Genomic DNA, 21,238 nt, shown 5'->3' on the forward strand with positions numbered 1-21,238 from the left:
GCTTGAGGCTTTGATCTGGCGGAAACGGAGGGATTCGAACCCTCGATGAGGCTCTACACCCCATACTCCCTTAGCAGGGGAGCACCTTCGGCCACTCGGTCACGTTTCCAATACAGCTATTGTAACCCACTCCAAATGGAGTTTTGGAAACTCAGCCGTTTTTTTGAACTCAATTACGCTTGATCCAGCTCGAATGCCTTGTGCAGTGCGCGCACGGCCAGCTCGACGTATTTTTCGTCGATCACGACCGAGGTCTTGATTTCGGAAGTGGAGATCATTTTGATGTTGATGCCCTCTTCGCTCAGCGCCTTGAACATCTTGCTGGCGACGCCGACGTGGCTGCGCATGCCGATGCCGACGATGCTGACCTTGGCGATCTTGGTGTCGCCGACCACTTCTTGTGCGCCGAGCTTGGGCAGCACTTTTTCCTTGAGCAGTTCGACGGTGCGCTGGTAGTCGTTGCGGTTGACCGTGAAGCTGAAGTCGGTCTTGCCGTCTTTGCTCAGGTTCTGGATGATCACGTCCACGTCGATGTTGGCGTCAGCCACTTCGCCCAGGATCTGGTAGGCGATGCCGGGGGTGTCGGGCACGCCGAGCACGGAAATCTTGGCTTCGTCGCGGGTGAAAGCGATGCCGGAAACGACAGCTTTTTCCATTTTTTCGTCTTCCTCAAAAGTGATCAGCGTGCCGGATACGGCCTCTTCATTGACGTCGATATCCACGGGCGTGAAGCTGGAGAGCACGCGCAGCGGCACCTTGTACTTGCCTGCGAATTCGACCGAGCGGATCTGCAGCACCTTGCTGCCGAGGCTCGCCATTTCCAGCATTTCTTCAAAGCTCAGCGTGGTCAGGCGCTTGGCTTCGGGCACCACGCGGGGGTCGGTGGTGTACACGCCGTCCACGTCGGTGTAGATCAGGCATTCGGCAGCCTTCATCGCAGCGGCAATCGCCACGGCGGAAGTGTCCGAGCCGCCACGGCCCAACGTGGTGATGTGGCCGTCCGGGTCGATGCCCTGGAAGCCGGTGACGATCACGACCTTACCTGCGTCCAGATCGGCGCGCACGCGCTTGTCGTCGATGGACTCGATGCGGGCTTTGGTGAACGAGCTGTCGGTGCGCACCGGCACTTGCCAGCCGGCGTAGCTCACCGACTCCAGACCTTCGGCCTGCATGGCAATCGCCAGCAAAGCGGAGGATGCCTGCTCGCCAGTGGCGGCCAGCATGTCGAGCTCACGATGATAGGCCGTGGAAACGCGCGACGGAGCCAGCTCTTTGGCCAGACCCAGCAGGCGGTTGGTTTCACCACTCATGGCGCTGGGCACCACCACCATCTGGTGGCCGGCCCGCGCCCACTTGGCCACGCGCTTTGCGACATTGCGAATGCGCTCTGGCGAGCCCATCGATGTGCCGCCGTATTTATGAACGATCAGTGCCATGGAATATTCGGGGTGACGAAACTTTTTTCAATCACGGCGCAAATGGGACTGAAGGCTGTTTTGGCGCGCCGACGTTTCGTACAAAAAAGTTGAATCCAAAACCTGTCAATTGTACCAATCGAGAAGCCCGTCTTTTCTTTCGATGAATCCGCGCCCGATTTTGAGGTGAATCCGGTGCCCGCGCGTGGTGCATGCGGCGATCTGATCAAGCAGCGCGCCCAACTGCGCGGCGCTCGGTGTGGTGGCATGCGCGAGCCGCAGCCAATGACGCAGCACATTGGCCTGCCGCGCACGGCTCAAAGCCTGCAAAGCATTGATGGACGGGGGATTGCCGACGGTTTGCAGATCCTGCTCGGCCAACTCCTGCAGCAGTTCGGCCGCCTGCGCAGCGTGTTCGGCGCTGCGCGCAAAGGTCTCGCGAAACTGCGGAAAAGTGGCCTGCAAAGCGGGCAACAGGTTCCTGCGAATGCGGTTGCGGGTATAGCGTTCATCGGCGTTTGTAGGGTCTTCCACCCAGTCCGCGCCCTGCTCTTTCAGCCATTTGCGGATCTCCGCGCCGCCGGTTTTCAAAAGCGGCCTGTGCCAATCGATGCCTGCGCGCTGCCATTGCATGGGCATGGCGGCGATGCCCGCCACCCCCGCGCCGCGCGAGAGCGCCAGCAGAATGGTCTCGATCTGGTCATCGGCATGCTGGGCGAGCGCGATGCTGCGAATGCCTGTCGCCTCAGCCAGCATGTCTTCGAGCGCGCCATATCGCGCCTGCCGCGCCGCGTCTTCGGGGCTCTGCCCGTTGGCGTTTCTGGCATCGACATGCCGCACCAGCAAAGGCACAACAAGCCGCTCGCACAGCGCCCGACAATGCGCTTCGAAGCCGTCCGCCGCAGCCTGCAGACCGTGATGCACATGAAAGGCATGCACCTGCCCCGGCCAGCGTGTGGCGCAGGCGATGAGCAAGGCGGTCGAATCCGCACCGCCGCTCAGCGCCACGGCCAAAGGCAGTTGCGGCTTGAAGGACTGGATGGCGGCGTCGAAGGAGATGCTCATGGCGTGCAGAGATGGAAAAGCGAGATTAGCACCCCGCCAAAAACACCAACGGCCCCGAAGGGCCGCCGTGGTGATGGGGATCAGGCGATAGCCCGATCAGGCGTTTTCCGCCTTGGTGTCGTTGAAGCGACCGTAGCTTTGCACGCGCTCGTAGCGGCGGTCCAGCAGTTCCTTGGTCTTCAGATCGGACAACTGGCGGTAGGCATCGCCCAGCGCGCGTTTGAGGAACGACGCCATCTGCTTGTGGTCGCGGTGTGCACCGCCCACGGGCTCGTTCACGATCTTATCGATCAGACCCAGCGCCTTCAGACGGTGGGCGGTGATGCCCATGGCGTCTGCCGCGTCCTGCGCCTTGTCGCTGGTTTTCCAGAGAATCGAAGCGCAGCCTTCCGGGCTGATCACGGAGTACACCGAGTACTGCAGCATGATGACCTGATCGGCCACTGCAATCGCCAGCGCGCCGCCGGAGCCGCCTTCGCCGATCACGGTGGTGATGATGGGCACTTCGAGCTGCGCCATCTCGAAGATGTTGCGACCGATGGCTTCGGACTGACCGCGCTCTTCGGCGTCGATACCGGGATAGGCACCGGGCGTGTCCACAAAGGTGAACACTGGCAGCTTGAACTTCTCGGCGGTCTTCATCAGGCGCAGGGCCTTGCGATAGCCTTCCGGACGGCTCATGCCGAAGTTGCGCGCAGCGCGTTCCTTCGTGTCGCGGCCCTTTTGCTGGCCCAGCACCATGCAGGGGTGGCCGTTGAAACGGGCCAGACCGCCAACGATGGACAGGTCATCCGCGAAATGGCGGTCGCCGTGCAACTCGACGAAATCGGTGAAGATTTCGCGCACGTAATCCATGGTGTAGGGGCGCTCCGGGTGGCGCGCGATCTTGGTGATCTGCCAGGGGGTCAGGTCACTGTAGATGTCCTTGGTGAGCTGGTGGCTCTTCTTGCTGAGCTGGTCGATCTCTTCCGAGATGTCCACGGCGCTTTCGTTCTGGACATAGCGCAACTCGTCGATCTTGGACTCCAGCTCCGCGATGGGTTGCTCGAAGTCCAGAAATGTTTTTTTAGCCAACGTAATTCTCCTTGGGCGCTTGTATGCCCCAATTGCCCGATTTCACGGAGCGCACGCGATTAAGACGCGTTTGCGCGAAATTTGCAACTGTTTGCATCAATGATCGATATTCGGTTTTTGGACGATCAGCACTGCACAGGCATCGGAGCAAGCGATCTCCAAATATACCAACTTGCGACGCTGCACCACGGCTTCCACGCCTCGGCCACCTCGCGCGCATCGCTGCGACTGACGGGTTCTCCCGAGAAATACTGGTTGCTGATACCTTGCAAAAGTGTAGGGTCATCGAGCGCCAGCACGTTCGGGCGGCCGAGATGAAACAAAAGAAACATGTCCGCAGTCCAGCGGCTGATGCCCCGAATGGCGACCAGCTCGGCGACGATGGTCTCGTCGCTCATCCCATCCCACTCGCCCACATGCAGGCGACCGCTGTCGAAGTGCAGCGCGAGATCAACCAGATATTCCACCTTGCGCGCGGACAGGCCTGCTGCGCGCATGTCGTCCACCTTCAGCAGCAGCACGTTGCCGGGCGTCATCTCGGTCGGCAACTGGGCGAATTTCTCCCACACGCGCTGTGCGGAGGCCACTGCCACCTGTTGACCGACGATGCTGCGCGCCAGCGTGGTGAACGCGTCACCCCGCAGCGTGAGCGAGACGTTGCCCAGATCCGGAATCAGGCGACGCATGACGCGGTCCTTCTTCATCAGGTGCTTGCAGGCCTCCTGCCAGTAACTGGGCGGCTGCAGATTCGGCGCACTGTCGTCGTCGCCGGTTTTTTTGATCGTCGCCATCTCTCAACTCTCCCAAACCAGGTTCGGCAGCGAGAGCATTACCGGACATTCACTGACACATTTACCGGACAGACCAATCACTGAGCCGCCTCCCAAGTGGTGCCGGCGGCGGAGTCCTTGAGGACAATGCCCTGCTCCAGCAACTCCTTGCGGATGCGATCGGCCTCGGCCCAGTTCTTGGCCGCCTTGGCAGCGGCACGCGCAGCAATCTGCGCCTCGATGGCCGCGGCATCCAGGCCGGACGCACCCGCGCCTGCCTGCAGAAAGCGCTGCGGGTCGTCCTGCAGCAGCCCCAGAAAACCACCCAACGCCTTGAGCAGACCAGCCGCCTCGGGCGACTTGCTGCGATTGACTTCGCCGGCCAGATCGAACAGCACGGCCACGGCTTCGGGCGTGCCGAAGTCTTCATCCATGGCAGCGCGGAAACGCGCGGCGTAGGCATCGTTCCAGTCCACCTGAATGTCGGCGGCAGGCACCAGACTCAGCGCCGTATACAGGCGCTTGAGCGCATTGCGCGCGTCGTCCAGATGCACATCGCTGTAGTTCAGCGGGCTGCGGTAGTGCGCGCGCACGACGAAGAAACGCACGGTCTCGGCATCGTATTCCTTGAGCACCTCGCGGATGGTGAAGAAGTTGCCCAGCGACTTGGACATCTTCTCGTTGTCCACGTTGATGAAGCCGTTGTGCATCCACACCTTGGCGAGCTGCTTGCCGGTTGCGCCTTCGCTCTGTGCGATTTCGTTTTCGTGGTGAGGGAACTGCAGATCGGCACCCCCGGCGTGGATGTCGAAGGTCTCGCCCAGCAGAGCGCAACTCATGGCCGAGCATTCGATATGCCAGCCCGGACGACCGAGGCCATACGCGCCATTCCACTTGGCATCTTCGGGCTCGGTCGGCTTGGCGCTCTTCCAGAGCACGAAGTCGAGCGGGTCTTCCTTGCCGTCGAGCACGGCCACCCGCTCGCCAGCGTGCAGCTCATCCAGCGACTTGCCCGAGAGCTTGCCGTAGCCGGGGAACTTGCGCACGGCGTAGTTCACATCGCCGCTTTCGGTGCGGTAGGCCAAGCCCTTGTCTTCGAGCTTGCCGATGATGTCCAGCATCTGCGGCACATAGTCGGTAGCGCGCGGCTCGTGGGTCGGGCGTTCGATGCCGAGGGCGTCGGCATCCTGATGCAGCGCATCGATCATGCGATCGGTCAGATGGCGGATCGTCTCGCCGTTCTCAAGCGAGCGGCGGATGATCTTGTCGTCGATGTCGGTGATGTTGCGCACGTAAGTCACGCTCAGACCGCTGGCGCGCAACCAGCGTTGCACCACGTCGAACGCCACCATGGAACGGGCATGGCCCAGGTGGCACAGGTCGTACACCGTCATGCCGCACACGTACATGCGCACGTGACCAGCTTCCAACGGGGAAAACTCCTCCAGCGCACGCGACAGCGTGTTGTAGATTCGCAAGCTCATGGGATAAAAAAGTAAATCTGAATGTAGGCTCATCTGCACGGACGGCAGACGTGGGAAGGGTATGGCGCTCTAGAAACGCCCGCTTTTCAAGCAGTGACAACAGCACACAGGCATGGCACACCCCTCAGCTACAATTCGTCGCAGTATAAGCCCGCGCCGTATTCTCGCGGGTCTCCTCAGTCTTTCCTCATCTCATGAACTCAGCACTTCCCACCGTCCGATCCGTTCTGCGTCTGGTCGTTCTGGCCTGCGCCCTTGGCGCATCCTGGGCGCATGCGGAAGACTATTCCGGCATCACCACCCTGCTCAAGCAGAAGAAACCCGAACAGGCACTGGGGGCCGTGGACAAGCGCATCGAAGCCACTCCGCGCGATCCACAACTGCTGTTCTTGCGCGGCGTCGCGCAGAGCGATCTCGGCAAGTCGGACGAGGCCATCGAGACCTTCACCCAGCTCACGCAGCTCTATCCTGAACTGCCCGAGCCCTACAACAATCTGGCCGTGCTGCACGCCAAGCGCAACGAGCTTGAAAAGGCTCGCCGCGCGCTGGAAATGGCCGTGCGCGGCAATCCCAACTACGCGGTCGCCTATGAAAATCTGGGCGACATCTACGCCCGCCTGGCCGCCGAATCGTACGACAAGGCCCAGCGCCTCGACGGCCGCCTGACCTCGTCCGTCGCCCCCAAGCTCAAGCTGCTGCGCCAGATGTTCGACGGCAACGCCAGCGCAGCGACCGGTACCAGCACAGGTACAGGCAAGAAATAACAGCACTGACACACAAGCCAGGAAGGGCTGACATGCAGCGCGCTGCCAGAGGCCGGCTTCGCAGCTTTCATCCTTTCTTCACCATTCAACACTGCATCTTTCTTCTTCCATCAAGGAGTGAATCCATGTTCTCCCGTCGCAACTCCCTGCTGGCAGCCGCCAGCATCGCCGCTGCAGCCCTGATCGGAGCCGCGCCTGCCCTCGCACAGGACGCAGCCCCCAAGGTCAAGCTCACCACCTCGATGGGCGAAATCGTCGTTCAACTCGACCCCGCCAAGGCGCCCAAGACCGTGGAAAACTTCCTCACCTACGTGAAGGACAAGCACTACGACGGCACGATCTTTCACCGCGTGATGAACGGCTTCATGATTCAGGGCGGTGGCTTCACGGCCGACATGCAGCAAAAGGCCACCAAGCCGCCCATCCCGCTGGAAGCCAACAACGGCCTCAAGAACGACACCTACACGATCGCCATGGCCCGCACCGGCAACCCGAACTCGGCCACCTCGCAGTTCTTCATCAACGTGAAGAACAACGACAGCCTGAACGCCCCCAGCCCCGATGGTTACGGCTACGCGGTGTTCGGCAAGGTGGTGAGCGGCAACGACGTGGTCGACAAGATCAAGGCCGTGGCCACCGGCAACAAGGCGGGTCACCAGAATGTGCCCACAACCCCCGTGGTGATCGAATCGGCCACTCTGGTGAAGTAAGCTCAAGACCTTTTTCTTGCTTCAAATCATCCCACCTCTTCGTTCACGAAAGAATTTCACATCATGAGCAACCCACAAGTTGAAATGACCATCGCTGGTCACGGCACCATCACCATCGAAGTGGACGCAGCCAAGGCACCCAAGTCGGCTGAAAACTTCCTGAACTACGTGAAGAACGGCTTCTACGACGGCACCGTGTTCCACCGCGTGATCAACGGTTTCATGGTTCAAGGCGGCGGCTTTGAAGTCGGCATGCAACAAAAGCCCACCGACAAGCCCATCGAAAACGAAGCCAACAACGGCCTGAAGAACGACAAGTACACGCTGGCCATGGCCCGCACGAGCGATCCGCACTCTGCCACCGCTCAGTTCTTCATCAACGTGGCTGACAACGGTTTTCTGAACCACACCGCGCCTACAGCCCAAGGCTGGGGTTATGCCGTGTTCGGCAAGGTGGTCAAGGGCACTGAAATCGTGGACGCGATCAAGGGCGTGAAGACTGGTCGCAAGGGTTTCCACGACGACGTGCCAAAGGATGATCTGGTCATCGAAAAGGCTGTTGTCCTTTAATTTTTTGTTTTTTATACGAAGCCTTGCGGCTTCGGTTGGTGCCTCGTTTTGAGGTGCCAATATGGCCCTTCATGCGTTGTTGCTCGCCTTTGCCGTACGAGAGTACTGTCTGCAGGCGAGACGCCTAGCCTGAAGGGCCATCTTGGCATTGTGGCTGGGAGGTTCTAGCCCGCTGCTCTGCCGAGATAGGTCGTTGAATACCAAATCTTTTTTCATGTCATTGCCTCTTCCCGCCTTTCAGGAACTCATTGCCCCTGCGGAATGGCTTGTCGTGGAATTCATCTCGGATCTGCATCTGCAGCGCGAAGAGCCCGAGACCGTGGCTGCGTTCCAGCGCTACTTGCAGGAATCCAAGGCCGATGCGATCTTCATGCTCGGCGATCTTTTCGAGGTCTGGGTCGGTGACGACAGCATGGATGAAGCGGGCAGTTTCGAGGCCGAATGCTGCGCTTCGATTGCGCAAGCCGCCAAGGCTCGCCCCATGTTCTTCATGCATGGCAATCGCGACTTTCTGGTGGGAGCGCACTTTGCCGAGCGCACGGGCGTTCGCCTTCTCTCCGATCCCACCGCACTGGTCTTTGCCGGTGAACGCTGGCTGTTGAGCCATGGCGATGCGCTGTGTCTCGATGACGTCGAATACCAGAAATTCCGCGCCGTGGCCCGCAATCCCGCTTGGGAAGCACAATTGCTGTCCCTGCCGCTTGCACAACGTCGCGCCCAGGGCCGCAGCGCTCGCGCGCAGAGCGAAGCCCGCAAGCATTCACCCGAAGCGTTCTACGGCGACGTTGACACCGCGAGCGCCTTGCAATGGTTGGCCGCTGCGGGCAGCAGCACGCTGATTCACGGCCATACGCACAAGCCTGCGGAGCATGTGCTGTCGTCAGGCGATGGTGATGCTGATGGCGTTCAGGTCAGGCGCATCGTTTTGTCCGATTGGGACCTTGCCGCCGACAAACCGCGCGCCGAAGTCATGCGACTTTCGGCCAAGGGCTTGGAACGCGTGCGCATCGTCCCCATGTAGGGCGAATGTCGCCCACAGCCATTACTCGATTTCTGCGCCGCGCCACCAACGGCCTGCGCTCCAAGATTGCCCCCGTTCCGGAGATTCCGGCCGAGCTGTGGCTGCAGACCGTGCGGCAGTATCCGTTTCTGGCCGCACTCACCATCGAGGAACAATCCAAGCTGCGCGCCATCAGCGCCCTCTTCCTGCAGCAAAAGGAATTCACGGGCGCGCACGGCATGGAAGTCACCGACGCCATGGCCGTCGCCATCGCCGCGCAGGCCTGCCTGCCGCTTTTGCACTGGGGCGACGCGGCCAAGGCACTTGACTGGTATGACGATTTCGTCGGCATCGTCGTTCACCCCGCCGAAGCCGTCGCGCCGCGCCGAAGCACCGACGCTGCGGGCGTCACCCATCACTACAGCCAGGTGCTGCTTGGCGAAGCGATGGAACGCGGCCCGGTGATGCTCGCCTGGCCCGCCGTGGAAAGCGCAGGCCGCGACCCCGAAGACGCCAGCAGTGTGGTCATCCACGAGTTCATCCACAAGATCGACATGAAGGACGGCGCAGTCAACGGCCGCCCTCCGCTGCAACTCGGCTTTGCCGGCACGACCACCGCCGCCGAAGCCCGCAGGCTCTGGGCCGATTCATGGACCCACGCCTACGAAGGCTTCCGCGAAAAAGTCGTCATCGCACAGCGCTTTGGCGGAGACAAACCCTGGCTCAACAGCTACGGAGCCACCGCCCCCGAAGAGTTCTTCGCCGTCACCTGCGAAGCCTACTTCGTGCATCGCAGCCGCTTTGCAGAAGAGTTTCCCACGTTGGCTCCCCTGCTCGATGCATTCTTCCAACGGCCAGCGGCTTAACCCACGGTCGTGCCCAGCGCGACGCCATCGCGCCCCGGATCGGCACCGCCCTTGAGTCCGTCTTCGGTGATCTGCACTCCATGCACCCAACCGATGGTGTAGTTGTACGGATTGCGTCCCACCTCGTAGCCCTGCGATTGCAGCTCGCGCGTGATGAAGTGCGGAATGCGGTTGCACACGTCGATGGAATTGCTGGTCGACGAAAAACGCGGCGCAGAAATCGCTTCCTGCATGCCCATGCCGTGGTCGATCATGTTGAGCAGCACATGCAGCACACCCATGGCGATCTGCGTTCCGCCCGGCGCACCGAGCACGATTTCGGGCTTGCCGTTCTTGTCGAACACGATGCTCGGGCAAGCTGACGAAAAACGGCTCTTGCCCGGCTGAATGCTGCCCGCACGACCCGGGCGCGGATCGAACACCCCCATGCAACCGTTGTAGTAAAAGCCCATGCCCGGCGTGATGATGCCCGACGGCATCGCCAGCGAATGCGTGAGCGACACGCAGTTGCCATCACCATCCACCACGCTCAGATGCGTAGTGTCCTTGGGCACCGGAGCGCCCGGATTCACGCGCACCACTTCAAAGCGCTTGCCCGAACGAATCTCGGCAGCAACTTCCGCCGCACGAACCTTGGACAGCAACTCGTCCAAAGGCACATCGACAAACGCCGGATCACCGATGTAGCGGTCCTTGTCCGACGTGGCTTTCTTCATCGCCTCGCTGACCAGCTTGAGGTATTCGACGCTGTTGTGCTCCATCGCTCCCAGATCGAATTGCTCCAGGATATTCAGCATCTCCAGCAACATCGCACCACCGCCCGGCGGCTGATTGGTGGTGACCGTGCGATCTCGGTACTTGCCCACCAGCGGCTTCACCCGCTTGACCGCGCACTGCTTCAAATCCTTCATCGACAGCAGCCCACCAAGCGACTGCAGATGATCGATCATCTTGCGCGCCAGATCGCCTTCGTAGAACGGCGTGATGCCTTCTGCTGCAATCTGCGAGAGCACATTCGCCATGTCCTTGTTGACCAGCGGCGTGCCGACTGTTTTGGGCGTGCCATCCGCATGGCAATACAGCTTGCGCGCCTCTTCGCAATATTGCAGACGCGCGAGATTGCTCACACGCCCAGCGAGCGGCTTGTCGATCCAGAACGAATACATGCCCGGACGCACGATGCAACCTTCGCTGGCCCAGCGGATGGCTGGTTCAACGACAACGCTCCACGGCAACTTGCCGTGCGCGGCGTGCATCTCGTACAGCCCCTTGAGCGTGGCGGGCACAGCAATGGACTGCGGGCCGATGTCGTTCACAGCGCCTTTGAGGATGAAGCCGAAACCGTCCTTGGTTTCGCCTTCCAACAGCGCTTCCCACATGTCTTCACGTGCGGCCAAAGGTGCTGGCGAATGGAAGTCGAAGTATTCATGCGTGGACTTGCCGGGCATGTAGACGGCTGCAGTGCCGAAGCCTGCGATGCCGCACATCAGGGGGTCTACTACTGTCTGCGCGAGTGCGCAGGCTACTGCTGCGTCTACGGCGTTGCCGCCTGCTTTCAGGATTTCTATGCCTGACTCAGCTGCTTCTGGCTGGGCGCAGGAGACCATTGCTTGTTTTTTCATTTTTTGTCCTTTGGTAGTTTGTTTTTGTTCTTGCTATTTGGTTGAGGGCGGGTGCCGGGTGTTCGCCCCGGCGGGCGAGTAACTTTTTGCTTGCGCCAAAAAGTCACCAAAAATCGCTTTTCAATACCCGCGGCAGAACTCACTTTGCGCTGCGCGCGCCGTTCGGGCAACCGCCGCGAGTCAGAGGTTTCATAAGAGGTGCGTCACGGCACTTCGCGTTGCTCGTGCTGCATCTCGCGACTTCGCGAGATGCCTGAGAACAAGCTCCGTGACGAATTCAACACGCGCTTTGACGCATCAAACCAAGATCATTTCGTAGCGATACTCGCGCCTCCGCTGCTGCATCGCAGAATGCAGCAGCGCCCTCCCAGCTTTTGGTCTGACTCACGATAGTTGCCCGAACGGCGCGCCTACGGCGCAAAGTGAGTTCTATCGTGTGACCCCGAATTCAAGCGCGCTTTTGGTGACTTTTCGCGCGCCAGCGAAAAGTTACTCCGCCGCCGGGCGGAACTCCCGGCCTCGGAAAACAACCACCTAGCAACGCCTCAAAAAAACCAACTCAATCCAGTAAAAAATTACTTGCTACTCAAATTCAAAGAATTGAGAGTTGGCCCCCAAGCCGCCGTGTCCCGCTTGGTAACCTCCATCACCTGCGAAGCAGGCCCAGCCATCGGAATCACCATCATGGTCTTCAGCTTTTCCTGCACCTCAGGGCTGTTGTGGAACGCCTTCGTAGCTTCATTCAGCTTGTTGATGATCGCCACAGGCGTACCGGACTTCGCAACAATCCCGCTCCAACCCATGTAATCAAAGTCCTTCACCCCCAGCTCGTTCGCGGCAGGCACGTCAGGCAGCTCGGCGAGGCGCTTGGGCGCCAGCACGACCAGCGGCACGATCTTCTTCGCCTTGATGTGCGGAAGCGCCGTGCCCACCACCGGGCCCATCACCTGCGTCTGGCCGCCAATGGTGGCCATCACGCCGTCGGGCTCTCCCTTGAAAGGCACGTGCACCATCGAGATACCCAGCTTCTTCTGCAGCAATTCGACCGCCAGTTGCGTGGAATTGCCCAAGCCTGCCGATGCGAAATTAAGTTTGTCCGGATGCGCCTTGGCGTACTTGGCCAGATCGTCGAGCGACTTGAAACCGGTTTCAGGATTGGCCACCAGCACGAACGGCACCGTCGTCAGCATGCCGACGCCGGTGAAGTCCTTTTCGGGGTCGTAGGGCAGTGGCTTGTAGGTGAACTTGTTGAGCACCATCTGCGAGACGCCGCCGAACATCAGTGTGTAGCCATCGGCTGGCTGGGCCAGCGCTTGCTGGGCAGCGATGCTGCCGCCAATCGCTTTACCTGCATGCTCGGCCCACAGGCGCGCCACAGTGTCGGAGCTGCCGCCCGCCTGTTGCGAGACGATCAGGCGGATCGGGCGATTCGGGTAGCCATTGCTGCCTGCGGCGGCGTCCTGCGCGAATGCGGCTGGGGCTTGCGCCATCACGCCTACGGTCAAAGCGGACGCCATGATTTTGGCGATGCAGAAAGTTTTCTTCATACTCACAAATCCAGATTGGTTGCCAAGCAGCCCCGCTGCTCCATAAAACGCATTATTTGCGGGACTTGTCTGTTACACCAGTGAATTCACGAGATACATGTATTAGTATTTCCTCATGATTGAAAAAGACCAGATGGCCTGGGCTCGGCGGCTCAAGGTCAAGCATCTTGAATCGTTTCTTGTGCTTGACGAAGCCGGAACCCTCACCGAAGCCGCTGCACGCATGCACATGACGCAGTCCGCCATGTCGCATTGGCTCGCCGATCTGGAAGAGCTCGTCGGCATGCCGCTCGTGATACGCGGGCGGCGCGTGCAGCTCACGCCCGCAGGTGTGCTCGTCAAGCGGCTGGCGATCAGCGTGATTGGCGACATCTCTCGCACCCACAAGGAACTGGGGGCCGTCGCGCAAGGCCTCACGGCGCGACTGCAGATCGGCAGCGTGTGGGCTGGCGTGGCACGCGTGATACCGCAGGCCTTGGTGCAGTTTCAGGCACGTTATCCGCACATTTCTGTCTACATGTCGGAAAGCCCATTCACGCGCTTGTTGGAAGGATTGGCCAATAAGGAACTCGATCTGGTGGTGGGATCGCTGGATGCGCGAGCGCACCGTGACCAGTTGGAGCATCGCGTGCTGTTTGAAGACAACGTGGTGCTGGTCGTCGGCAAGGGCAGCCGCTTCTGGAACAGCAAAGAAAAAGTCGTGCGGCTTGCCGACCTGCAGCATGACAACTGGATCATGCCTTCCAAAGGAACGCTCACGCGCATTCAGCTCGATACCGCCTTGCTCGATGCCGGCATTTCGTGGCTGTTGCCCAAGGTGGAAACCGCCGCAATCACCACGCTGCAGGCGCTGATGCAAGCGGGCGACTACATCGGTGTGTGCTCCGAGGCCATGGCGCAGTATCAGGTGGCGCTGGGCAGCATGAAGATATTGCCGCTCGACACACAGATCCGCTTCGGCCCCGTGGGCGTAGTCTGGAACAAGGACACCAACTCCGAAGCCGTGAGGCTGTTCGTCGAACACCTCACGGAATCGTCGCTGCAGCGTTAGCCTTTGGCAGACACCGCTTTGGCCGCGCGAACGATGCTCGCCGCATCCACACCAAAGAATTCGCGCAGCGCGGCACGCGTGTCGCTGCGGCCAAATCCGTCCGTGCCGAGCGTGAGATACGCGCGACCTGCTGGCGCAAACGCGCGCACGGATTCGGGCACGGCGCGCACGTAGTCGGTTGCGGCAATCACTGGGCCGTTGGTTTGCGAGAGCAATTGCGCGATCCATGGCTGCTCGCCTCCGCTTTCACCGCTCAGCATGCGCTGCTCGCACGCTTGCCCATCGCGCGCCAGCTCGCTCCAGCTGGTGATGCTCACCACATCGACTTGCCAGCCTTGTGCGGCCAACTCGGCTGCAGCCTTGCGCACTTCGGTGAAGATCGCGCCGGAGCCCAGCAAGGTCACGCGCTGGTTCTGCGCGGCCGATGCATCGCCGATGCGCTCGAGCACATAACAACCGCGCAGCACGCCCTGCTCCACGCCTTGCGGCAGGTCGGGCTGTGCGTAGTTCTCGTTCATCAGCGTGATGTAGTAGAAGACATCCTTCTGCTCGACCATCATCTCGCGCATGCCTGCATCGAGAATCACGGCCAATTCGCCCGCATAAGCCGGATCGTAAGCCTTGCAGTTCGGGATGGTTGCGGCCACGAGATGGCTGCTGCCGTCCTGATGCTGCAGGCCTTCGCCGCCCAGCGTGGTACGGCCCGAAGTCGCGCCCAGCAGGAAGCCGCGCGCACGTTGATCGGCAGCCGCCCAGATCGCGTCGCCCACGCGCTGGAAGCCGAACATCGAGTAGTAGATGTAGAACGGCAGCATCGCCATGCCATGCACGCTGTAGCTCGTCGCGGCGGCCGTCCAACTGGCGATGGCACCGGCTTCGCTGATGCCCTCTTCCAGAATCTGGCCGTCGAGCGCCTCGCGGTAACTCAGCACCGAGCCGATATCTTCGGGCGCGTATTGCTGGCCAACGCTGGAGTAAATGCCCACCTGCTTGAACAGATTGGCCATGCCGAAGGTGCGTGCTTCGTCGGCCACGATGGGGACGATGCGCTTGCCGAGTTGCCCGTCCTTGAGCAAGGTGCCGAGCATGCGCACGAAGGCCATCGTCGTGCTCATTTCCTTGCCATCGGCCTTGAGCGCGAACTGCGCAAACTGCTCGATCGGCGGCACGGGAACCACATCGCAAGCGGTCTGGCGGCGCGGCAGATAGCCGCCAAGTTGCGTGCGCTTGTCGCGCAGGTACTTCATCTCCGCGCTGTCTTCTGCGGGTTTGAAAAAGCTCAGATTCGTGGCCTGTTCATCGCTAAGCGGCAGATTGAAGCGGTTGCGGAATTCGATGAGATCGGTCTCGTCGAGCTTCTTCTGGCTGTGCGTGGTCATCTTGCCCTGACCGGCCGAGCCCATGCCGTAGCCTTTCTTGGTGTGCGCAAGAATCACGGTCGGCTTGCCGCTGGCCTTGGCCGCTGCGGCGTAGGCTGCGTAGATCTTCACAAGGTCATGCCCGCCGCGCTTCAAGCGATCGATCTGTTCGTCGGTCATGCCTTGCGCCAACGCGATGAGTTCCGGGCTCTGGCCGAAGAAATGGTCGCGGTTGTAGCGCCCGTCCTTGGCGGCAAAGGTCTGCATCTGACCATCGACGGTGCTGCCCAATGCACGTGTCAGCGCACCGGTCAGATCACGCGCGAACAGGCCATCCCAGTCGCTGCCCCACAGCAGCTTGATGACGTTCCAGCCCGCACCAGCAAACAATCTTTCCAGCTCGTCGATCACGCGGCCATTGCCGCGTACGGGGCCGTCGAGGCGCTGCAGATTGCAGTTGACCACCCACACCAGATTGTCGAGTCCTTCGCGCGCGGCGAGCGTCAAAGCGCTCATGCTCTCGGGCTCGTCCATCTCGCCATCGCCGAACACGCCCCAGACCTTGCGGCCCGCGCAGTCGAGCAAATTGCGGTGCGTGAGGTAGCGCATGAAGCGCGCATGGTAGATGCTGCTGATCGGGCCAATGCCCATCGAGCCCGTGGGAAACTGCCAGAAGTCGGGCATGAGCCACGGATGCGGATAGCTCGACAGGCCTTGCGCGTCTTCGCCCGGTGCGACGATTTCCTGGCGGTAATGTTCGAGATCGGCTTCGCTCAGACGGCCTTCGAGATACGCGCGTGCATACACGCCCGGAGCGCTGTGCGGTTGGAAAAACACCAGATCGCCGCGATGTTGGTTCTGTTCGTCGCATGCATGAAAGAAGTGGTTGAATCCAATTTCAAACAGATCGGCCGCACTCGCATAACTGGCGATGTGCCCGCCCAGTTCGCCATAAGCCTTGTTGGCGCGCACCACCATCGCGAGCGCATTCCAGCGCATGATGGACGCGAGCTTTTCCTCCACCGCCAGATCGCCCGGAAACACCGGCTGCGATTCCACGCTGACGGTGTTCACATAAGGCGTGTTCAGATCGGGCTGCCAGCCAATGCGCTGCGCACGCGCCATGCGCGCCATTTCGTCGAGCATGAAGCGCGCGCGCTCCGGGCCTTCGGTAGCGACCAGCGCAAGAAACGCATCGCGCCATTCAGCGGTTTCATCGGGGTTCGCGTCCATGGTGGATTCGGCCCATTTCAAGGAGTGGAGGGGCAAAGCTGCATTCATGATCGAGACTCTATGAAAAGTCGCGAAGAATGTGATGCTGATTACATCTCAATGGACTCAATTTTCAGCACAATATGCCGCATCAACCAATTTTTCAAGCATATGAAGCTGGATACTACCGATTTACGGATTCTCGCGGAGCTGCAGACCGACGGTTCGCTCTCCAACGTGGAACTCGCGCGGCGCGTGCATCTGTCGCCCTCGCCCTGTCTTGCCCGCGTCAAAGCGCTCGAAGCGCAAGGTGTGATCGAGCGCTATGTGGCGCTGGTCAACGCATCGACGCTGGGCCTCGGCCTGAACGTGTTCATCAGCATCAGCCTGAAGTCGCAGAACAAGGAAGCGCTGGCCGATTTCGAGCGCCGCATCGCCGAGCACGACGAGGTGATGGAATGCTATTTGATGAGCGGCGACGCGGACTATCTCATCCGCGTCGCGCTGCCCGACATTGCGGCGCTCGAACGCTTCATTGTCGAACAGCTCACGCCGATTGCAGGCATCGAAAAAATCCGTTCGAGCTTTGCACTCAAGCAGGTGCGCTACAAGACTGCGCTGCCGTTACCGCAGCAAGTCTGAATTGGGTTCCCCACAGCCATCTTGGCAGCACTGCGGACGCTGGAACCTGCAACCACAGTGACGAGATGGGGCCGTAGGCGCGACGCGAAGCTGCAGACAGTATGCCGATACGGCAAAGCTTCGCAACAAAGCATACGGCCCCATATCGTCATCTCAAAACGAAGACTCTCAACGTACGCACTCAAGTGCGCATCATCACATCTGCCCGATCATCCAGAGATACAACAAAAATCAGGCGGCGACCGAGCCGAGTTGCTCCAGCCAACCGGCAAACGCCGAGAGTTCTTCCATGCGGATCTCGTGCGCGCCTTCGAATTCGCGGTAGGTCAGTTGCAGCGGCAATGCAGCCACCTGCTTGCGGATGAACTCGCCGTTCGCAATCGGAATGACGTTGTCCTGCAGCCCTTGGCTCACCCACAGGCGCTTGCCTTCGAAGGCCTCGGCAGAGGCGATGTGCGGCACGATTTCGGGCAGCATGCGGCTGTGCAGGGCAACCGCGCCCGCGACCAATTCGGGGCGCGTGAGCAACAGCGACAAGGCCATGATGCCGCCCTGGCTGAAGCCCCCCACCAGCACGCGTGACGCGGGCACGCCCAACTGGCGCGCAGCCGATTCGACGGACTGGATCAGCAAGGCGCGGCTGGCGGCTTCCTGCGGTTCGTTGATGGTGCGCGAACCATCGCCGTTGATCGAAAAATCAAACCACGCGTTCGCATTCGGCCCCATGCGATAAGGCGCACGCAGGCTCAGCACATGGAAGGCCTCGGGCACGTAAGGCGCGAGCCCGAACAGATCCTGCTCGTTGCTGCCCACGCCGTGCATCAGCACCAGCAGCCAGGGTTCAGCCACGCCTTCGGTGGCGGGGCGGTGAAGAAAACTCAAGGGAATATCAAGCATGGATGTTGAATTGGGTGGCGTTTGAGGCCTTGGTTTCGAGGGTCGAAGACGGAGCTTCAACCCATGGATTGTGAACGCGGCCCGAGAGTTCCCGAAGGCGATTCCTGAGGCGCAATCATGGGGATGCGTCGGGAGCGATTTCCGTCACCTCGGCCCAGGGTTCCTTGGCGTAGTGATGCGCCAGATAGTCGATCAACGCCTGCACGCGCGCGGGTCGTCGGCGGCCGGGCGGCGTCACGATGTGCAGCGCAATCGTGTCCACGCTCCAGTCGTCCATCGCGGTTTCAAGCTCGCCAGTCTGCAATTGCTGCCACACCAGAAACGCCGGTTGCAGCGCCAGCCCCTGCCCCGCCAGCAACGCGGGCATCAGCGCCTCGGCGTTGTTGCATTGCAGCAGCGCATCCATGGGTTGCACCAGTTCACCGTGGCGCTTGTGCTTGAAGCGCCAGTTCGGCCCGCTGCGCGAATAGCTGTACAGCAACGCCTTGTGCTTGGCCAGATCGCGCGGATGTTTGGGCTTGCCATGCCGCGCAAAGTACGCGGGCGAGCCGACCAGCAGAATCTGCACGATGCACAACTGCCGCGCCAGCAGGCTGGAATCCGCCAGATTGGCAATGCGCAGCACCAGATCGAAACGCTCGGCGACGATGTCGACCTGCATGTCGTTGAACTGAACATCGAGCACCACATCGGGATGCTCGGCCATGAACGCGGGCAGCGCCGGTGCCAGCCGCGCGATGCCGAACGACATGGGCGCGGACAGCCGGATCATGCCGCGCAGACTGCTGGATTGCTCGGCGATGTCGGACTCCACCGCCTCGCCGAATTCAAGAATGCGCGTGGCCCGATCCAGCGCCGCCTGACCACTTTCGGTGAGCGACAGACGCCGCGATGTGCGATGGAAAAGCACGGTGTTCATCCGCGTCTCCAGACGCGTGATGGCCTTGGAGACCGTGGCTTGCGACAGCCCGAAATCGGCCGCCGTGCGAGCGAAGGAACCCGTCTCCGCGATCTTGGCGAAGATGGCCCAGGCTTCGAGATCAGGCAGGCGTTTCATGTTTTGTCTTACAGCTGCGTGGCGGTTTTTCTGGCAGGGTGAACACGCCTTCCAATGCGAAGTGAGACCTTGTCATCACCTCCAATTTGGAAAGAATGGTTTTCGATTTGCTACGTGTCGACTGACACAAAGCGTCGATAGACTGCAGTTATTATCTATACAAATCTTATTGAGACAACAATGATCGAACGACGCTCTCTCGAAAGTCTTGGCGGTGGCAATCACGGCTGGTTGGACACCAAACACCACTTCTCTTTCGCCGAATACCACGACCCGCAGCGCATGCACTGGGGCTCGCTGCGCGTGTGGAACGACGACACCATCGAAGGCGGCACCGGCTTTCCGGCCCACCCACACGCCAACATGGAAATCATCACCTACGTGCGCGAAGGTGCGATCACCCATCAGGACAGCCTGGGCAACAAGGGCCGCACCGAAGCGGGCGATGTGCAGGTGATGAGCGCGGGCACCGGCGTGCGCCACTCCGAATACAACATGGAGCCCGGCACCACCCGCATCTTCCAGATCTGGATCATTCCCAACAGCCAAGGTGGCGCGCCGATGTGGGGTGCCAAGCCCTTTCCGAAGGGTGAGCGCGCAGGCAAGTTCATCACGCTGGCCAGCGGCATGGCAGGCGACACCGATGCGCTGCCGATTCGCGCCAACGCACGCCTGGCCTGCGCCACGATCAAGGCGGGCGAAAAAGTGGAATACCAGTTCTCGTCACCCACCCGACGCGGCTACCTCGTGCTCGCCACGGGGCACGCCACCGTCAATGGCAAGGTCGAACTGAATGCCCGCGATGGCGCTGCCATCTTCGGTGAGTCGGCCCTGATCATCACGGCGTCCGAAGACACGGAACTGCTGCTGGTGGACGCGGAAGATCTCCAGTGATTCGCTGATTTCCCGCGCCCTTCTTCGAACCACGTTCAATCACCGCTACCACCGCTACACCTACAACCACTGCCAACCACCGCCACCTCCCGCTTCTTCTTCACCAAGGAATCCACATGGCCAACTTCCATCTCGACGTGCTCACACCCGACAACTGCCAGTTGATCTTCATCGACCAGCAGCCGCAAATGGCGTTCGGCGTGCAGTCGATCGACCGCCAGACGCTCAAGAACAATGTCGTTGGTCTGGCCAAGGCGGCCAAGGTGTTCAACGTTCCCACCACCATCACCACGGTGGAAACAGACAGCTTCTCGGGCCACACCTACCCCGAACTGCTCAGCGTGTACCCCACCCACAAGCTGCTGGAGCGTACCTCGATGAATTCGTGGGACGACCAGAACGTGCGTGATGCGTTGGCCGCCAACAAGCGCAAGAAGATCGTGGTGTCGGGTCTGTGGACGGAGGTCTGCAACATCACTTTCGCGCTCAGCGCCATCAAGGATGCCGACTACGAAATCTACATGGTGGCCGATGCATCGGGCGGCACATCGGTGGATGCGCACAAGTACGCCATGGACCGCATGGTGCAGGCCGGTGTGGTGCCCGTCACCTGGCAGCAAGTGCTGCTCGAATGGCAGCGCGACTGGGCCAAACGCGACACCTACGATGCCGTGATGGACATCGTGCGTGAACACTCCGGCGCCTACGGCATGGGCGTGGACTACTGCTACACCATGGTGCACAAGGCCGCCGAGCGCGTGAAGCACGGCGACACCATCGGCCCGAACCCTGCCAAGTGAGTTCCGACTTCTCGGTCGTTTGAATGAGCACGCTGCATCGATGCCGATGCAGCGTGTCGCCCGGTGCAATTCCTCGTCCACAGGAGACACCCATGAAGCTTTACGCCTTGTCGCTAGGCGCTGGCCTGCTGGTCGGCATCATCTACAGCCTGCTCAGCGTGCGCTCCCCCGCCCCGCCCATGATCGCGCTCGTGGGTCTGCTGGGCATCCTCATCGGCGAGCAGATCATCCCCGTCGGCAAACAGCTGCTCGCGGGCGACACCTTCAAATCTGCGTGCACGCAAACCAAGGCCACCGACCACGTGCTCGGCTCGCTGCCCGGACGCCACGGCGCTACAGACTCCTCCTGCAAATCAGACAAGCCAGCAGACACCCACAGCTGACGCCAGCCTGCGCGCGCCTTGGCTGCGCAGCTTCTTCATCCATTTTTGGAAACAAAG

At 60.8% G+C, this 21,238-nt stretch carries 20 protein-coding genes and 1 tRNA gene; 10 read left to right on the forward strand and 11 right to left on the reverse strand.

Going from position 1 to position 21,238, the window contains the following annotated elements:
• Positions 1-16 precede the first annotated feature (16 nt).
• The 6 genes from G7048_RS00775 to cysS form a co-directional block, all read right to left on the reverse strand.
• Positions 17-109, reverse strand: a tRNA-Ser gene (locus G7048_RS00775).
• Positions 110-173: 64 nt separating this feature from the next.
• On the reverse strand, positions 174-1,436 hold the full coding sequence (locus G7048_RS00780; protein ID WP_166066335.1) for an aspartate kinase: 1,263 nt from the start codon (positions 1,434-1,436) through the stop codon (positions 174-176).
• Between the two features lie 105 nt (positions 1,437-1,541).
• A complete protein-coding gene (tilS, locus tag G7048_RS00785; protein WP_166066336.1) occupies positions 1,542-2,480 on the reverse strand; it encodes a tRNA lysidine(34) synthetase TilS in 939 nt (312 codons plus the stop codon).
• Between the two features lie 96 nt (positions 2,481-2,576).
• Complete coding sequence (locus G7048_RS00790; RefSeq protein WP_166066337.1) at positions 2,577-3,554, reverse strand: acetyl-CoA carboxylase carboxyltransferase subunit alpha; 978 nt, start codon at positions 3,552-3,554, stop codon at positions 2,577-2,579.
• 125 nt (positions 3,555-3,679) lie between these two features.
• Positions 3,680-4,345 carry a DNA-3-methyladenine glycosylase gene (locus G7048_RS00795; protein WP_166066338.1) on the reverse strand — a complete coding sequence of 222 codons (666 nt, stop codon included), beginning with the start codon at positions 4,343-4,345 and terminating at the stop codon, positions 3,680-3,682.
• Positions 4,346-4,422: 77 nt separating this feature from the next.
• Positions 4,423-5,808, reverse strand: a complete 1,386-nt coding sequence (gene cysS, locus G7048_RS00800; protein WP_166066339.1) for a cysteine--tRNA ligase — start codon at positions 5,806-5,808, stop codon at positions 4,423-4,425.
• 194 nt (positions 5,809-6,002) lie between these two features.
• On the opposite strand from cysS, the gene G7048_RS00805 reads away from it, so the two are divergent.
• The 5 genes from G7048_RS00805 to G7048_RS00825 all read left to right on the forward strand — a co-directional run bounded on the left by G7048_RS00805 (position 6,003) and on the right by G7048_RS00825 (position 9,718).
• On the forward strand, positions 6,003-6,572 hold the full coding sequence (locus G7048_RS00805; protein WP_166066340.1) for a tetratricopeptide repeat protein: 570 nt from the start codon (positions 6,003-6,005) through the stop codon (positions 6,570-6,572).
• Between the two features lie 125 nt (positions 6,573-6,697).
• Complete coding sequence (locus tag G7048_RS00810) at positions 6,698-7,282, forward strand: peptidylprolyl isomerase (RefSeq protein ID WP_166066341.1); 585 nt, start codon at positions 6,698-6,700, stop codon at positions 7,280-7,282.
• Positions 7,283-7,345: 63 nt separating this feature from the next.
• Positions 7,346-7,852: a peptidylprolyl isomerase gene (locus G7048_RS00815; protein ID WP_166066342.1), complete on the forward strand. Its 507-nt coding sequence runs from the start codon at positions 7,346-7,348 to the stop codon at positions 7,850-7,852.
• A gap of 214 nt (positions 7,853-8,066) precedes the next feature.
• Positions 8,067-8,873 carry a UDP-2,3-diacylglucosamine diphosphatase gene (locus tag G7048_RS00820; protein ID WP_166066344.1) on the forward strand — a complete coding sequence of 269 codons (807 nt, stop codon included), beginning with the start codon at positions 8,067-8,069 and terminating at the stop codon, positions 8,871-8,873.
• 5 nt (positions 8,874-8,878) lie between these two features.
• Positions 8,879-9,718: a zinc-dependent peptidase gene (locus G7048_RS00825; protein WP_166066345.1), complete on the forward strand. Its 840-nt coding sequence runs from the start codon at positions 8,879-8,881 to the stop codon at positions 9,716-9,718.
• Here the strand turns inward: G7048_RS00825 and ggt are convergent.
• Together ggt and G7048_RS00835 are read right to left on the reverse strand one after the other, a co-directional pair.
• Positions 9,715-11,340, reverse strand: coding sequence for a gamma-glutamyltransferase (ggt, locus tag G7048_RS00830; RefSeq protein ID WP_166066346.1), 1,626 nt, complete (start codon positions 11,338-11,340; stop codon positions 9,715-9,717). The two genes, G7048_RS00825 and ggt, sit on opposite strands and share 4 nt — an antisense overlap.
• Positions 11,341-11,915: 575 nt before the next feature.
• Complete coding sequence (locus tag G7048_RS00835) at positions 11,916-12,887, reverse strand: tripartite tricarboxylate transporter substrate binding protein (protein ID WP_166066347.1); 972 nt, start codon at positions 12,885-12,887, stop codon at positions 11,916-11,918.
• Between the two features lie 115 nt (positions 12,888-13,002).
• On the opposite strand from G7048_RS00835, the gene G7048_RS00840 reads away from it, so the two are divergent.
• Positions 13,003-13,938: a LysR family transcriptional regulator gene (locus tag G7048_RS00840; protein WP_166066348.1), complete on the forward strand. Its 936-nt coding sequence runs from the start codon at positions 13,003-13,005 to the stop codon at positions 13,936-13,938.
• On the opposite strand, the gene mdeB is transcribed toward G7048_RS00840, so the two are convergent.
• The gene (mdeB, locus tag G7048_RS00845; protein WP_166066349.1) at positions 13,935-16,577 is read right to left on the reverse strand and encodes an alpha-ketoglutarate dehydrogenase; all 2,643 of its coding nucleotides are present in this window, start codon (positions 16,575-16,577) and stop codon (positions 13,935-13,937) included. The two genes, G7048_RS00840 and mdeB, sit on opposite strands and share 4 nt — an antisense overlap.
• A gap of 102 nt (positions 16,578-16,679) precedes the next feature.
• Here mdeB and G7048_RS00850 point away from each other — a divergent pair, with 102 nt between their 5' ends.
• Entirely contained in the window at positions 16,680-17,150 is a 471-nt protein-coding gene (locus G7048_RS00850; protein ID WP_166066350.1) for an Lrp/AsnC family transcriptional regulator, read from the forward strand.
• A gap of 231 nt (positions 17,151-17,381) precedes the next feature.
• Here the strand turns inward: G7048_RS00850 and G7048_RS00855 are convergent, their stop codons facing one another.
• Positions 17,382-18,047 (reverse strand): alpha/beta hydrolase, encoded by a 666-nt coding sequence (locus tag G7048_RS00855; RefSeq protein WP_166066351.1) that lies wholly within the window; start codon positions 18,045-18,047, stop codon positions 17,382-17,384.
• Between the two features lie 115 nt (positions 18,048-18,162).
• A complete protein-coding gene (locus G7048_RS00860; RefSeq protein WP_166066352.1) occupies positions 18,163-19,104 on the reverse strand; it encodes a LysR family transcriptional regulator in 942 nt (313 codons plus the stop codon).
• Positions 19,105-19,284: 180 nt separating this feature from the next.
• Here G7048_RS00860 and G7048_RS00865 point away from each other — a divergent pair, with 180 nt between their 5' ends.
• From G7048_RS00865 to G7048_RS00875, 3 genes are all read left to right on the forward strand, one after another.
• Positions 19,285-19,998 carry a pirin family protein gene (locus G7048_RS00865; protein ID WP_166066353.1) on the forward strand — a complete coding sequence of 238 codons (714 nt, stop codon included), beginning with the start codon at positions 19,285-19,287 and terminating at the stop codon, positions 19,996-19,998.
• Positions 19,999-20,114: 116 nt separating this feature from the next.
• A complete protein-coding gene (locus tag G7048_RS00870) occupies positions 20,115-20,798 on the forward strand; it encodes a hydrolase (RefSeq protein ID WP_166066354.1) in 684 nt (227 codons plus the stop codon).
• 92 nt (positions 20,799-20,890) lie between these two features.
• Positions 20,891-21,181 carry a XapX domain-containing protein gene (locus G7048_RS00875; RefSeq protein WP_166066355.1) on the forward strand — a complete coding sequence of 97 codons (291 nt, stop codon included), beginning with the start codon at positions 20,891-20,893 and terminating at the stop codon, positions 21,179-21,181.
• Positions 21,182-21,238 lie beyond the last annotated feature (57 nt).

This window comes from Diaphorobacter sp. HDW4B, from assembly GCF_011305535.1.
Lineage (GTDB): Bacteria > Pseudomonadota > Gammaproteobacteria > Burkholderiales > Burkholderiaceae_C > Diaphorobacter_A.

What these genes read in the sequence shown, in the direction of transcription:
- G7048_RS00870 (WP_166066354.1), top strand. Translation starts at nt 20,115, where the DNA reads ATGGCCAACTTCCATCTCGACGTGCTCACACCCGACAACTGCCAGTTG.
- G7048_RS00795 (WP_166066338.1), bottom strand. Translation starts at nt 4,345, where the DNA reads ATGGCGACGATCAAAAAAACCGGCGACGACGACAGTGCGCCGAATCTG.
- mdeB (WP_166066349.1), bottom strand. Translation starts at nt 16,577, where the DNA reads ATGAATGCAGCTTTGCCCCTCCACTCCTTGAAATGGGCCGAATCCACC.
- G7048_RS00825 (WP_166066345.1), top strand. Translation starts at nt 8,879, where the DNA reads ATGTCGCCCACAGCCATTACTCGATTTCTGCGCCGCGCCACCAACGGC.
- G7048_RS00875 (WP_166066355.1), top strand. Translation starts at nt 20,891, where the DNA reads ATGAAGCTTTACGCCTTGTCGCTAGGCGCTGGCCTGCTGGTCGGCATC.
- G7048_RS00820 (WP_166066344.1), top strand. Translation starts at nt 8,067, where the DNA reads ATGTCATTGCCTCTTCCCGCCTTTCAGGAACTCATTGCCCCTGCGGAA.
- G7048_RS00835 (WP_166066347.1), bottom strand. Translation starts at nt 12,887, where the DNA reads ATGAAGAAAACTTTCTGCATCGCCAAAATCATGGCGTCCGCTTTGACC.
- G7048_RS00865 (WP_166066353.1), top strand. Translation starts at nt 19,285, where the DNA reads ATGATCGAACGACGCTCTCTCGAAAGTCTTGGCGGTGGCAATCACGGC.
- G7048_RS00860 (WP_166066352.1), bottom strand. Translation starts at nt 19,104, where the DNA reads ATGAAACGCCTGCCTGATCTCGAAGCCTGGGCCATCTTCGCCAAGATC.
- tilS (WP_166066336.1), bottom strand. Translation starts at nt 2,480, where the DNA reads ATGAGCATCTCCTTCGACGCCGCCATCCAGTCCTTCAAGCCGCAACTG.
- G7048_RS00815 (WP_166066342.1), top strand. Translation starts at nt 7,346, where the DNA reads ATGAGCAACCCACAAGTTGAAATGACCATCGCTGGTCACGGCACCATC.
- G7048_RS00780 (WP_166066335.1), bottom strand. Translation starts at nt 1,436, where the DNA reads ATGGCACTGATCGTTCATAAATACGGCGGCACATCGATGGGCTCGCCA.
- G7048_RS00805 (WP_166066340.1), top strand. Translation starts at nt 6,003, where the DNA reads ATGAACTCAGCACTTCCCACCGTCCGATCCGTTCTGCGTCTGGTCGTT.
- cysS (WP_166066339.1), bottom strand. Translation starts at nt 5,808, where the DNA reads ATGAGCTTGCGAATCTACAACACGCTGTCGCGTGCGCTGGAGGAGTTT.
- G7048_RS00840 (WP_166066348.1), top strand. Translation starts at nt 13,003, where the DNA reads ATGATTGAAAAAGACCAGATGGCCTGGGCTCGGCGGCTCAAGGTCAAG.
- G7048_RS00850 (WP_166066350.1), top strand. Translation starts at nt 16,680, where the DNA reads ATGAAGCTGGATACTACCGATTTACGGATTCTCGCGGAGCTGCAGACC.
- G7048_RS00855 (WP_166066351.1), bottom strand. Translation starts at nt 18,047, where the DNA reads ATGCTTGATATTCCCTTGAGTTTTCTTCACCGCCCCGCCACCGAAGGC.
- ggt (WP_166066346.1), bottom strand. Translation starts at nt 11,340, where the DNA reads ATGAAAAAACAAGCAATGGTCTCCTGCGCCCAGCCAGAAGCAGCTGAG.
- G7048_RS00810 (WP_166066341.1), top strand. Translation starts at nt 6,698, where the DNA reads ATGTTCTCCCGTCGCAACTCCCTGCTGGCAGCCGCCAGCATCGCCGCT.